This is a genomic window from Streptomyces sp. NPDC005955, from assembly GCF_042871255.1.
Classification (GTDB): Bacteria; Actinomycetota; Actinomycetes; order Streptomycetales; family Streptomycetaceae; genus Streptomyces.
Map to the genome: position 1 here is coordinate 191,877 of NZ_JBIAIF010000005.1, position 12,534 is coordinate 204,410.

10 protein-coding genes are annotated in these 12,534 nt (G+C 72.2%); 5 read left to right on the forward strand and 5 right to left on the reverse strand.

Annotated elements, in window-relative coordinates; translation table 11 throughout:
- The first annotated feature begins 115 nt into the window (after positions 1 to 115).
- On the forward strand, positions 116 to 1,327 hold the full coding sequence (locus ACFYOU_RS15355; RefSeq protein ID WP_391306029.1) for an FAD-dependent oxidoreductase: 1,212 nt from the start codon (positions 116 to 118) through the stop codon (positions 1,325 to 1,327).
- Positions 1,324 to 2,223 (forward strand): RNA polymerase sigma-70 factor, encoded by a 900-nt coding sequence (locus tag ACFYOU_RS15360; RefSeq protein ID WP_391306031.1) that lies wholly within the window; start codon positions 1,324 to 1,326, stop codon positions 2,221 to 2,223. The genes ACFYOU_RS15355 and ACFYOU_RS15360 overlap by 4 nt, the downstream gene beginning before the upstream one ends.
- 63 nt (positions 2,224 to 2,286) lie before the next feature.
- Here ACFYOU_RS15360 and aztD read toward each other — a convergent pair whose 3' ends face one another.
- The 4 genes from aztD to aztB all read right to left on the reverse strand — a co-directional run bounded on the left by aztD (position 2,287) and on the right by aztB (position 6,820).
- Positions 2,287 to 3,546 carry a zinc metallochaperone AztD gene (gene aztD / locus ACFYOU_RS15365; RefSeq protein ID WP_391306032.1) on the reverse strand — a complete coding sequence of 420 codons (1,260 nt, stop codon included), beginning with the start codon at positions 3,544 to 3,546 and terminating at the stop codon, positions 2,287 to 2,289.
- A gap of 115 nt (positions 3,547 to 3,661) precedes the next feature.
- Positions 3,662 to 4,621 carry a zinc ABC transporter substrate-binding protein AztC gene (aztC, locus tag ACFYOU_RS15370; protein ID WP_391306034.1) on the reverse strand — a complete coding sequence of 320 codons (960 nt, stop codon included), beginning with the start codon at positions 4,619 to 4,621 and terminating at the stop codon, positions 3,662 to 3,664.
- Entirely contained in the window at positions 4,618 to 5,901 is a 1,284-nt protein-coding gene (locus ACFYOU_RS15375) for a hypothetical protein (protein ID WP_391306036.1), read from the reverse strand. Before ACFYOU_RS15375 ends, aztC begins: the two co-directional genes overlap by 4 nt.
- A 19-nt stretch (positions 5,902 to 5,920) precedes the next feature.
- On the reverse strand, positions 5,921 to 6,820 hold the full coding sequence (gene aztB, locus ACFYOU_RS15380; RefSeq protein ID WP_391306038.1) for a zinc ABC transporter permease AztB: 900 nt from the start codon (positions 6,818 to 6,820) through the stop codon (positions 5,921 to 5,923).
- A 48-nt stretch (positions 6,821 to 6,868) separates the two neighbouring features.
- On the opposite strand from aztB, the gene aztA reads away from it, so the two are divergent.
- From aztA to ACFYOU_RS15395, 3 genes are all read left to right on the forward strand, one after another.
- Positions 6,869 to 7,555 (forward strand): zinc ABC transporter ATP-binding protein AztA, encoded by a 687-nt coding sequence (gene aztA / locus ACFYOU_RS15385; protein ID WP_391306040.1) that lies wholly within the window; start codon positions 6,869 to 6,871, stop codon positions 7,553 to 7,555.
- Between the two features lie 135 nt (positions 7,556 to 7,690).
- Positions 7,691 to 8,884, forward strand: a complete 1,194-nt coding sequence (locus ACFYOU_RS15390) for a serine hydrolase (RefSeq protein WP_391306041.1) — start codon at positions 7,691 to 7,693, stop codon at positions 8,882 to 8,884.
- A gap of 135 nt (positions 8,885 to 9,019) precedes the next feature.
- Positions 9,020 to 10,114, forward strand: coding sequence for a DNA alkylation repair protein (locus tag ACFYOU_RS15395; protein WP_391306043.1), 1,095 nt, complete (start codon positions 9,020 to 9,022; stop codon positions 10,112 to 10,114).
- Between the two features lie 27 nt (positions 10,115 to 10,141).
- Here ACFYOU_RS15395 and ACFYOU_RS15400 read toward each other — a convergent pair whose 3' ends face one another.
- Positions 10,142 to 12,505, reverse strand: a complete 2,364-nt coding sequence (locus tag ACFYOU_RS15400) for a UvrD-helicase domain-containing protein (RefSeq protein WP_391306045.1) — start codon at positions 12,503 to 12,505, stop codon at positions 10,142 to 10,144.
- Between the last annotated feature and the right edge of the window lie 29 nt (positions 12,506 to 12,534).

The window sequence follows — 12,534 nt, forward strand, 5'->3', positions numbered from 1 at the left end:
CAGGACGCGAAGGGGGCGTGTTCGCGCACCCCGGCCCGGACGATGTGCGAGGTTGTCACAACGACGGACCGGGCGGTGTCTTGAGGCCGAACCCCCTTGAGGCGAAGGAGACACCATGCCCCAGAACGTCGAAGTGGTCGTGATCGGCGGCGGATACGCCGGCGTCATGGCCGCCAACCGGCTGACGCAGCGCCCGGACGTGACGGTGACGCTGGTCAACCCGCGCCCGCACTTCGTCGAGCGGATCCGTCTGCACCAGTTGGTGGGCGGCTCCCACGCAGCGGTCGTCGACTACCGCAAGGTGCTGGCCGACGGCGTCGGTCTGGTGGTCGACAGCGTGCAGCGGATCGACGCGGCCGAGCGCAGCGTGACGTTGGCGGCCGGCGGCACGGTCGGCTACGACTACCTGATCTACGCGGTGGGCAGCGCCAGCACCGTACCGCGGGTGCCCGGAGCGGCCGAGTTCGCCCACCCGATCGCCGCCCTGGACGAGGCCCAGCGGCTGCGGGCGGCCCTGGACACCGCTCTCCCGGCGGCCGCGGTGACGGTGGTCGGGGGCGGTTCGACCGGGATCGAGACCGCCGCCGAGCTGGCGGAGCAAGGCCGCACCGTGACCCTGGTGTGCGGTGGGGTGCTCGGCCCGAGCCTGCACCCCCGGGGCCGACGTTCGGTGACCCGGCGACTGGCCGCGCTCGGTGTCAGCGTCCTCGAAGGCCCCGGTGCGCGGGTGACCGAGGTGACGCGCGAGGCGGTACGGCTGGAGGACGGTCGCGAACTGCCGAGCGCGGTGACCGTGTGGGCCACCGGATTCGGCGTGCCCGACCTGGCCGACCGCAGCGGGTTCAGCACGGACGGGCTGGGCCGCCTCCGCACGGACGAGACGCTGACGAGCGTGGACGACGTACGGGTCGTCGCGGCCGGGGACGCGGCGGCCCCCTCGGACCTACCGTTCCGGATGAGCTGCCAGGCCGCGGTGCAGTTGGGCCCGCAGGCCGCCGAGACGGTACTCAGCCGGATCGCCGGTGAGCATCCCGCCCCCGTCGACGTGGGCTTCTTCAGCCAGTGCGTCAGTCTGGGGCGGCGCGCCGGCGTCTTCCAGCTCTCCGGCAGGGACGACACCGCGCGCAGGCACCACCTCGGCGGCCGGACGGGCGCCGGGCTGAAGGAGTTCGTCTGCAAGGGCACGGTCTGGCAGTTGTCGTACGAGGCGCGCCGTCCCGGTACGCGCACCTGGTGGGCCAAGGACGCCAAGCGCCGGCAACTGCTGGAGGACCAACGGAGCGCGGCGCCAGCCGACCCGGAACGGGCGGCGCGGGCACCCCGATGACGAGCGACCACACCACCGACCCGGCGACCGATGCCTTCGTCGCCCACCGCAACCTGCTCTTCACCGTCGCGTACGAGATGCTCGGCTCGGCGGTCGACGCCGAAGACGTCCTCCAGGAGACGTGGCTGCGGTGGGTCGGGGTCGACTTGCCGCAGGTGCGCGACCCGCGTGCGTACCTGGTGAGGATCACGACCCGGCAGGCACTCAACCGACTGCGGGCGAGGAAGCGCCGCCGGGAGGCGTACGTCGGTCCCTGGCTGCCGGAGCCGATGCTGACCGCGCCGGACGTCGCCGAGGACGTGGAGCTCACCGAGAGCGTGTCGCTGGCGCTCCTGCTCGTCCTCGAAACGCTGTCGCCGACCGAACGCGCCGTCTTCGTGCTGCGCGAGGCGTTCGACGTCAGCTACGACGAGATCGCGACCGCCCTCGACAAGAGCCCCGCGGCCGTCCGGCAGATCGCGCACCGCGCCCGGGGGCACGTCCATGCCCGCCGCCCGCGGACGACCGTCTCCCCGGGGGAGGTCCGGGCGGCCGTGGAGGCGCTCCAGCGGGCTTTCGAGAACGGCGACCTGCAAGCCGTTCTGGACGTGCTCGCCCCTGACGTGGTGCTGGTGAGTGACGGCGGGGGCGTCAAGCAGGCGGCGCTGCGGCCGATCGCCGGCGCCTGGAAGGTGGGGCGCCTCATCATCGGCGGCACGGGCAAGGTGGGCAGCAGGCTCACCGGGGTCCCCACCGTGGTCAACGGCAGCCCCGCGCTCCTCGTCCGGCTGGACGGCGAGGTCGACGGTGTCATGGCGGTGCGGGTCGAGGGCGCCCGCATCACCGGCATCTACTACATCCGCAACCCGGCGAAGCTGTCCCGCATCGCGTCCGAGGTCCCGCTCGCTCTGCGCTGAGCGGGCGCGCCGGGGCCACGGTAGTGACCCCGGCGCGCCACGGTGCCGGTCGGGTGCCGACCGTCAGTGGCCCGCGACGACGCCGGTCAGCTCGTTCGGCGCGTCCGGCAGCGTGACGGACGCCTTCTTCTCGCCGGACTCGATGTCGAAGGCGTGCAGCTTCCGCTTGCCCGGTTCGCTGACGTACGCGGTGTGGTCACGGACGAAGAGCACCGGCCGGGGCTGCTGCCAGTCCAGCGGTTCCTTCCACGCGCCGACCGCCGGAACGGTCCGGGTGACCTCGCCCTTCTCCGGGTCGATGACGTGGACGGCGCCGTCCGTGCCCAGGACGAGCGCCTCGCCGTGCGGTCCGCGGGCCAGGGAGCGGAACGAGTAGCTGGTGCCGAGGTCGACCAGGCGCAGCTTGCCGGTCCGGGTGTCGATCAGGGACACCCGCTCGGGTCGTTCGAGTTCCGCTTCGGGGTCGGTCTTGTAGTCGCCGAGCAGGATCGGCGACCGGTCGCTCCCGGCCTGGTTGCCTATCCGGCCGTAGGCGTCGGGGGACGTGACCTTGGTGAACTCGCCGTCCCGGTAGATCAGGACCCCGTCCTCGCACCCGAGGGCGATCGCCTCGCCCTTGGCCGCGGCCTCCCCGTGGACGCCGGGGCAGTCCTCGCTACGGGCGACCTCCTTGTCGTCCTCGTCCAGGACGACGGCGCCGACCCGCTTCTCCTCGTCGCCGAGGGTGGTGAGCAGTTCGCCGTTCGCCAGCTCGACGGCGACTCCGTGGTGCGGCTCCTCGGTGGTGTGGGTGCGTCCCTTCGGCTTCTTGCCGGTGGCGAGGTCGGCCGGGTCGAAGACGTGGACCTCGCCGGTGCCGTCGGTGAAGAGCACGGTCCTGCCCGCGTGGCGGACGACGTGGCCGGGCTTGGCGCCCTTGAACTCGATGTCGGTGAGGGTCTGCGCGGCGGCGTCGAGGACCCGGAAGCCGCTGTCGGTGGAGAGCATCACATGGGTGTTGTCACCGGCGGGGTTGACGCGGTTGAAGCCGGGCAGGTCGATGGTCTTGCCGAGCTTCAACGACTCGCCGTCCAGCAGGTGGAGGCCGCCGTCGAAGGTCGCGACCAGCGGCTCCCGCAGTGCGGCGGCGGACGGGCTGCTCGGCGCCGCCTTCGCGGCATCCGCTCGTGTTCCTGCCTGCGCGGAGTCCGCCTTGTCCTTCTCCGCGCCGCAGGCGGTGAGGGCTACGGACACAGCGAGGGCGAGTGCGGCGCCGGTGACGGCACGACTGCGCACGGGGTTCTTGGCCGGGTTCTTCACGGGTGTGTTCGCCGAGGTGTTCACGGGGGAGTTTCCTTTCTTCGCCGCGGGTGCGGCACGGTCGTCCATGGGGACGGGGACGGGGATGGGGGTGGGTATGGAGGTGGGGTGTCCGGTCGAGCGGACCGCCCGGGGGTGGTCAACTCCCGCTCAGGCCGGCGGTCATGGCCTCGGTGTTGGCGCGCATCATCGTCAGATAGGTGTCCGCGCCGCCTCCCGCTTCGGTCAGCGACTCGGAGTAGAGCTCGACGACGCCCACCTCGTCCCCCGTCTCCTGGCGCAGGACCTCGGCCAGGCGCTGGGGGCGGGAGGAATCCGCGAAGATCGTCCGTACGCCTGCCGCGCGCATCGCCCGGGTGAGGGAGCGCAGGTCGGATGAGCTGGGCGAGGCGAGCGTGGTGCCACTGGGGATGACGGCTCCGACGACCCGGAAGCCGAAGCGGTCGGCAAGGTAACCGAAGACGTGGTGGTTGGTCACCAGCGCCCGGCGGTCCTCGGGGATGCGGTCGAAGGACCGCGTCATCCAGGACGTGAGGTCCGTCAACTCCTGTGCGTAGCGCTGGGCGTTGCGGTGCACGGCGCTCCGGTCGACGCCGTCCACGTGCGCGGTGATCTGGTCGGCGAGGAGGTCGACGGCCTTCCGCACCCGGTCGGGGTCGGTCCAGAAGTGCGGATCGGGCTGCCCGTCGTCGGCCTCGGGGCCGCCGTCCTCAAACCGGTAGGCGAGCGGTTCGACCGCCTTGCCGACCTCGAAGGTGGCCACGCCGGCCCGGCGGGCGTTGTCGACGTGCCTCAGGACGTTCTCCTCCAGGCCGAGCCCGTTGAACACCACCAGGTCGGCCCGTTCGAGGGTGGCCGCCTCGGCCGCCGACAGCCCGAAGGAGTGCGGGTCGGCGTTCGGCTTCATCAGGACGGCGACCTCGGCTTCGCCGCCGGCGACCTCCCGGGTGATGTCGCCGAGGATGTTGGTCGTCACCACGATCTGCGGCCGGTCGGCGTTCCCGGCGGCACAGGCCGGCACCGCACCCCACACGATGAGGAGGCCGAGCAGGAACCGGGCCGAACGGCGCAGCTGCGGGCGCCCGTTGCTCGGGGTCATCGGCCGGTCTCCACCATCAGGCCCGGCCGGATGTCCAGGTCGAAGGAGCGGGCGACGCGCAGCGAGTCGTTGTAGTCGATCTCGTCGACCCGTTTCGCCGCGGGGTTGCTGACGTAGGCACGGCTCTGGTCGACGGCGATGTCCGGCGCACCGGCGTCCCCGGCACGGACGCCGTCACGGACGCCGTCACGGATGCCGTCCCGGATGCCGTCCCGGGCGGGGAGGGCGCGCAGAGCGGCTTGGGCGGTGCGCTCGCCCGTGTCGACGTCGAAGCCGCGCAGCGTGCCGTCGGTGCCCAGGGCGAGCAAGGGCGCGCCCTCGCCCGCGGTGTTGGCGGCGAGCACGGGTCCCGTCTCCACCCGCTTCCACACGCGGTCCGTGACGTCCAGCACCCAGACGGAGGTGTCACCGGCGAGCGCCGTGAGCGTGTCGCTGCCGGGCCGGAGCCGGAAGTCCCGGGCCCGCTCGCCCGGGGGCACGTCCTGCGGGTACGGGATCTTGACCGCGGTGAACTCCTCGCCCCGGGCCCGGACCAGCAGGGCTCCGTCGGCACAGCCCAGGACGACACCGCGCCGGGTCACCGCCTCCCCCCGCGGGTCACGGCACTCCGCCTTCAGCGACGCCGTCTCCTTGCCCGCCCGGTCCAGGACCGTGACCCCGGCCCCCGCGGCGCGCGGCACGGCCACCACGTGTGCGCGGAACGGGATCACGGCGGCGTGCCGGCCCGCGAGGGGTCGCCCGGCGCCGATGCGCCCCTGCTCCAGATCGCCGCGCCGGTGGAGCACCGTGCCCCGGCGCCCGGTCGTCACGGCGACGTGCGTGCCGTCGCCCGAGCTGACCCGGGCGTCACCGTGGGGGGTCAGCCGGCCGAGGGTGCGCAGGTCGGCCCGGTAGTAGTGGACGTGGTCGCCGTGGTCCACCATCCAGGCACCGGTGTCGATCACCGAGACGCCGGCGGGGGCGTGGACGTACCCGAACCGGCCGTCGGTGGTGAGGGCGGTGGCGCCCGCGACCCCCTCGACCCGGTGCACCTTCTCGGTGATCAGGTCCAGCACCCGCGCATCGCCGGTGACGGGGTCGCTCAGTACGAGGCGTGCCTGCTGTTCGGCGGACTCCCGGGCGCCTTCCACGTGACCGTGCGGCGGGGAGCCCGACGCTTCCGGTTCGTTCCCGGACCCACCGCCCGTCGTGCATCCGACGGCGAGGACGGCCACGAGAACGGTGGTGAGCGCGCGGGGCAGGGGGGCGCGGCGGCGGGCCGGGTCCCGGTGAATCGTCACGAGCGGTGAACTCCCTTGTCTACGGGGTCGGGTGGGTCGACTGCGGTGCGGGCGTGGACGGGGCTGGTGCGGGCGGGGGCGCGACCGGCGCGGCCGGGGCGTTCAGTCGCCGGAGGGCATCGGCGGCCGTGCGGGAGAGGAAGAACTGGGCCACGGCGACCGCGGCGATGGTCGCCCCCGCGGCGGTGTCCAGGTGCCAGGACAGCAGCAGGCCCAGGAACGTGGCACTCGCGCCCAGCGCCGCTGCCCCCGCCATCACCGCGGGCACGCTGCGCGCCCACGGCAGCACCGACGCGGGCGGGGCGATGAGCAGACCGAGCACCAGCAGGGTCCCGACGATGTGGAACGAGGCGACGATCGCCAGCGTGAGCAGGCCCAGCAGCAGTGCGTGGGCCCAGCGCGGACGCAGTCCCAGGGTGTGGGCCTTGCGCTCGTCGAAGGCCAGCGCGACGAAGGCCCGGTGGCCCAGTACGGCGACGGCCGACGCCACGGCGAGGGCGACGGCCAGGGCGACCAGGTCCCCTTCCCCGACGGCCAGGACGTCCCCGAAGAGGAACCCGGTCAGGTCGACGGCGAAGGACTGCGAACGGGACACGATGATCACGCCGAGCGAGAGCATCCCGACGAAGAGCAGCCCGATGCCGGTGTCCTGGCTGAGGCGCGGGGTGCGCCCGAGGACGCTGACCCCGGCGGCCATCACCACCGCGCTCGCCGCGGCGCCGACCAGCAGATTGCCGCCGAGCAGGGCCGCGACGGCGACCCCCGGCAGCAGCCCGTGGGACATCGCGTCACCGAGGAAGGCCATCCCCCGGAGCACCACCCAGGTCCCGGCCAGCGCCGTGATCGCGGACACCAGGAGCCCGCCGAACAGCGCCCTTTGCACGAAGGTCACCTCGAAGGGACCCGTCAACCATTCCATGTCGCAACACTATAATGAAAACGATTATCACTACAGATAGGTTTCGCCGTGCACCCTTCGCCCCGCCCTCCCCGCATCCGCCTGACGGCGATCGACGCGGGATACGCCGACCGACCGGTGCTCCACCAAGTCACCCTGGACATACCGGCGTTGGGCATCACCTCCTTGATCGGCCCGAACGGCAGCGGCAAGTCGACCTTGCTCGGCGTCGTCGCCGGTGTGATCCAGCCGACATCCGGAACCGTCCACTACGCGGGCAGCCCCGCCCCCGCCTTCGTCCCGCAGCGCAGCACCGTCAGCGATGCGCTGCCGCTCACCGTGCGGCAGACCGTGGAGATGGCCCGCTGGCGCAGCCGGGGCCCGTGGCGACGCCTGACGAAGAGCGATCACGCCACGGTCGACGAGGCGCTGGAGCGGCTGGGCATCGCCCACCTCGCACCCCGACAGCTGGGCGAACTGTCGGGCGGGCAACGTCAACGCGCCTTCATCGCCCAGGGCATCGCCCAGCGCTCCGACCTGCTCCTCCTGGACGAACCCGGTACGGGGCTCGACCCCGAGGCGCGGCACGGCATCGAACGGCTGCTGACCGACCTCACCGCCGACGACATCACCGTGGTCCAGGCCACGCACGACCTGTCCTCGGCCCGCGCCGGGCACCACTGCCTGGTGCTGCGCGACGGCCGGGTCGAAGCCGCAGGGGCTCCGTCGGACGTCCTGACCACCGCCTCCGTCTGAACACCCGGCGCGTGCGCGGGAAGACCCGAACACTCAACACTCAACCCTGCGCCACCACGCAGGGTCCTTCCGGGTGTTGTCGCGGAATGCCGGATGCCGGTTATCGGCACGGCGGAACGGTAGGGAGTCGTAGAAATGCGAGCACGGCGGAGCAGGGCGCGTACGGGTGCGGTGGGACTGGTGGCGGCGGCACTGACCGCATCCGCCTTCACGGCACCGGCACAAGCGGCGACCCACCCGGACGGCGCCGAACGCGATCACCGGGCCACCCAACGGGCCCTGGAGGGCATCGTCCGGGGCGGCATCCCCGGCGTCACGGGACAGGCCCTGACCGAAGCCGGCGTCTGGCGGGGCACCGCGGGCGTCGGCAACCGCAAGACCGGCGCCCCGCGCAAGGCCGACGACCGGTTCCGCATCGCCAGCATCACCAAGACGTTCGTCGCCACCGTCATGCTCCAGTTGGAGTCCGAGGGTCGCCTGGACCTCGACGACACGGTCGAGACCTGGCTGCCGGGCGCGGTGCGCGGCCACGGGCACGACGGGCGGAAGATGACCGTACGGCAGTTGCTCAACCACACCAGCGGGGTCTTCGACTTCCTCAACGACCCGGCCTACGCACGGAAGTACCTCGACCCCGGCTTCCACGTGAACCGCTTCAAGACCAGGACGCCGCAGGAGGCGGTCGACGCCGCGATGGCGAATCCGCCCACGTTCAAGCCCGGCACGGACTACGCGTACTCGAACACCAACTACGTGCTGGCCGCGCTGATCATGGAGAAGGTCACCGGCCGCACCTACGAACGCGAGGTGCGCGACCGCATCATCAAGCCCCTGAAGCTGCGCGCCACGGTCATGCCCGGGAACAGCTCGCTGATGCCGCAGCCGAGCAGCCGGGCGTACTCGACGGTGAGCCGTGACCCGGCCGCGACCAAGATCTACGACGTCACCTCGCAGAACGCGTCCCAGAGCTGGGCCGAGGGCGACATGATCTCCAGCGCGGGCGACCTCAACCGCTTCTACAGCGCCCTCATGAAGGGCAAGCTGCTCTCCCCGCGGCAGCTGAAGGCCATGAAGACCACGCCGCCCGGCTCGGACTACGGCCTGGGGCTCGAACGGCACACGTGGAGCTGCGGCACAAACACCTGGGGGCACGGGGGCGGCTGGATCGGTTCGGTCTCGTTCGCGGCGACGACCGAGGACGGTCGCCACGCGTTCGCGTTCAACCTCAACGGGGACTGGAGCGAGACGGGGATGCTCGACGCCCTGGAGGCCGAGTTCTGCGGCGTCGAGCCCGGGACGACGAGGGCACAGGCCCCCGCCCCGCGCTGAGCGAGGGTTCCAGCGCTCCTCGGGCGTCGATGTCAGTGGTGGGTGACATGGTGGCCTGCACCGGCACTGTCGGTGCCGGTGCAGGCCCCTGTACCCGTACGTCCGTACGCCCGTATCGCGAGGAGACCCCAGGCCGTGTCCCTGGCAGAACGACTACTGAACACCGACACCACCGCCGCCCTGGCCCGGTGCCTCGTCCGGGCGGGCCGGGGCGAGGGCGTCACCGCCCCGCGGACCCGCGCCTGCGGCGACGAACTGGACGGGCTGAGCTTCACCGGCCGGGTCACCGCGATCAGGGACGCCGTACTGGCCGACCTGCCCGCCGACTACCCGGCCTTCGCCCGGGTCCTGCACACCGCCCTCGGGGACGAGGACTTCACCGGCTGGATGATCTACCCGGTGGCCGAAGCGGTCGCCGTGCGCGGTCTGGACGCCTTCGAACCCGCCCTCGCCCTCCAGGCGGACCTGACCCCGCGGCTCACCGCGGAGACCGGGGTGCGCCCCTTCCTCCTCGCCGATCTGGAACGGGCGCTCACGGCCATGACGCCCTGGACCGGGCACCCCGATCCGCACGTCCGGCGGCTGGCGAGCGAGGGCACCCGGCCACGGCTGCCCTGGGCGCCGCAGATCCCCGCGCTCATCCAGGACCCGACCCCCACCGTCCCCCTCCTGGACGCCCTGTACCGGGACGAGTCGGAGTACGTGCGCAGATCCGTGGCCAACCACCTCAACGACATCAGCCGTGACCACCCCGCACTCGCCGTCGAGGTGGCGGCCCGCTGGCTGGACGCGCCCGTGCCCACCACCGACCGGGTGGTGCGCCACGGCCTGCGCACCCTGATCAAGGCGGGCGACCCCGGTGCGCTCACCCTGCTGGGCCACTCCCCCGACCTCCCCGTCACCGTCGAGGGCCCGCACGTCACGACGCCCGAGATCCGGGTCGGCGACCACCTGGTGTTCGAGTGCGCGGTGACCAACGCCTCCGACCGGTCCGCCGAGGTGGTCATCGACTACGTCATCCACCACCGCAAGGCCAACGGCAGCCTCACCCCGAAGGTGTTCAAGCTGACCACCCGCTCCCTCGCCCCGGGCGAGACCTGGCGGACCACCCGCCGGCACTCCTTCAAGCCGATCACCACCCGGCGCTACCACTCGGGCGGCCACCTCGTGCAGATCCAGGTCAACGGCCGCCCCCACCAACAGGCCGCCTTCCTCCTGCACACCGAGTGACGGACGCCGTGCCCGCGGCAGGTGCGTTCAGGCCGCGGCGGACCGCGACGAGCCGGACGGGGGAGCGTCCCGCCTCAGCAGGTCCGCCGCCCGGAGGGCGGTCGCATCGGCGTCCTGCGGGAGGAACCTGCTGGCCCTGCCGCTCCACGTGATGACGAGTTCGTCCCGGGCGCGCGTGGCGGCGACGAACACCAGGGAACGGGCCCGCTGTTCCTCCTGGCGGTAACGGTCGGGATGGGTGCTCCGGTACTGCTCGATGCGCTGGTGCGGCACCTGGCCCTCACCGACCGAGGTGAGGAAGACGCGCTGGAACTCCAACCCTTTGAAGCGGTACATGGTGCCGATGCGCACGGCGTCCCGGTCGGCAGGAACGCCGCCCTTGCCCAGTTCGACCACCGGGATCTGGAAGGGCTCGCGGGCCAGGACGTTGGCGAACTCCTGGGCGGAACTCCCGTCGGGCACGCTCACCGCCATCGCGGAGTACGGCGTGCCGTGGGTGTCGTGGCGCTCCTTGATGAGGGTGGCCACGGCCCGCATCTCGGTCAGCCGGTCGGGCGCCCGCCAGAGCTGCGGGGCCAGCCCGCTGAGGACGGAGCGGTAACCGTCGAGGGAGTCGGTCCCCGTGTCGAGGTCGTCGAAGGTGGCACCGGTGATCAGGCCGTTCGCGCTGCCGAGGATCTGCCGGGTGGTCCGGTAGTTGAGGGTGAGGCGTCGTGAGGCCCGGCCCCGGATCTCGATGCCGTGGTGGCTGAGGACGACGTGCGGGCTGTAGATGCGCTGATGGGCGTCTCCGACGAGGAACACGTCGTTGGGGCCCTTGGCGACCATGGCGCGCAGCAGGCGCCAGTGCGAGGCGGACAGGTCCTGCGCCTCGTCGACGACGACGTGTTGGTAGCGCGGCTTGAGCCACATGCCGCTGCCGGCCTCGCGGTGGATCAGGTCGCGGCCCTGCTGCTCTTCCTTGTAGCGGGCCAGCTCCTCGGCCCTCGCCATCCGCTGCTGTTCCACGACGGCGGCCCGGTCGGCGATCAGCGCGTACGTCGTCCGTCGCGGCGGGGACTCCAGATGGGCCTGGTAGGCGAGGACGAGCTGCCAGATCTCGTGCCGTTGGGCGCTGCTGATGCGCGGGCGCCCGGCGCGGCCGATGCGGCGGTAGCCGTTCCACGAGCCGCACCGGCCCGCCACGATCACATGGGTGAACTCGTCGTTCAGGAAGTCGGCGTCGTACACAAAGGTGCCCGCCTCGCCGAGGACGGTGTGCCAGAGGTTCATGGCCGCTTCGTCGTCCATCGGTCGGCCCAGTGCCAGGCGGGCCTCCTCGACGATCTCACGGGCGAGCGCGTCGACCGACTTGACGTCGACGCGGCGCAGCAGCTCTTCGCCGCCCAGCTGGCCCAGCCGCTCCTTGAGGTCCAGTGCCAGGTTGGTGTTGTACGTGGTGAGCAGCACGGGACGGGAGTGGCCGGGCGCCAACCGCTCCACCAGGTGGCGCACCCGGTGGAGCGCCACGACCGTCTTGCCGGTGCCGGGGCCGCCCGTCACCTTCGCCGAGCCCTTGAAGTCACCGACGGCGAGGCGCTTCTGTTCCGGGTGGAGGAACAGCCGCCAGGCGTCGAAGCCCTTGCCGAGTGCCGTGAGGACGGCGTCGTCGTCCGTCTCGGCCTGGGAGACGGCCCGTTGAGCGGCCCGTGACCAGTCGCGGGGATTGACCTCGTCCTCGGGACGCCACTTGTCGGTGATGTGTCGTCGTACGTCCTGCGGCTCCACGCGGTCGCGCAGGGCGAGGAGCACGTCACGGGTCAGTTCGGGGAGGTTGTGGGTGAGGAGCGCGTCGAACTGCTCCTCCGTGCGGACCTTCCGCAGTGTCGGCAGCAGGGAGGGGATGACACCGAGGTCGAGGAGCACCGCGTCCTCGTGGCGGGCGAAGAGCGGCGCCCGCAGGTCGGTGGTGGGTACCGAGTGGGCCGTCGACGTCTGCGCCGGGGCCTCGGGCACGTCCTCGTCCTGCAGGACGTCGACGGGGGTCGCTTCCGTCCGGTCGGGCAAGGCGACGACGTTGGCACTGACCTCGCTCTGGTCGACGACTTCGATCGCCCCCGACACCGGGTTGATCTCGACCGTGAGCCTGCTCAGTTCCTCCCGGGCCTGCGCCCCCTCGCGGACCGCGAGGATGCGCATCTCGTCCCCGCCGTCCGTGGACAGGAGCAGGACCACGCGGTGGGTGTCGGCGTGCGCCAGGTGCAGGTCTCCGTTGTCCCCGGCGGCCCGTAGGAAGGTCAGGCGCAGGGCACGGTTGGTCCGGTCGGCGCGTAGTCGGTGGACGAAGGTGGCGACCGCGTCCCCCGCGGCACCGCCCTGACGTCGGATGTCCTCGTGGGCTTGCTGCCCCACCTGCACCCTGGTCCTGCCCCGACCCTCCG

Excerpts from the sequence above, each read along its gene's own strand:
- ACFYOU_RS15360 (WP_391306031.1), top strand. The coding sequence starts at position 1,324 with ATGACGAGCGACCACACCACCGACCCGGCGACCGATGCCTTCGTCGCC.
- ACFYOU_RS15355 (WP_391306029.1), top strand. The coding sequence starts at position 116 with ATGCCCCAGAACGTCGAAGTGGTCGTGATCGGCGGCGGATACGCCGGC.
- aztC (WP_391306034.1), bottom strand. The coding sequence starts at position 4,621 with ATGACCCCGAGCAACGGGCGCCCGCAGCTGCGCCGTTCGGCCCGGTTC.
- aztB (WP_391306038.1), bottom strand. The coding sequence starts at position 6,820 with ATGGAATGGTTGACGGGTCCCTTCGAGGTGACCTTCGTGCAAAGGGCG.
- ACFYOU_RS15390 (WP_391306041.1), top strand. The coding sequence starts at position 7,691 with ATGCGAGCACGGCGGAGCAGGGCGCGTACGGGTGCGGTGGGACTGGTG.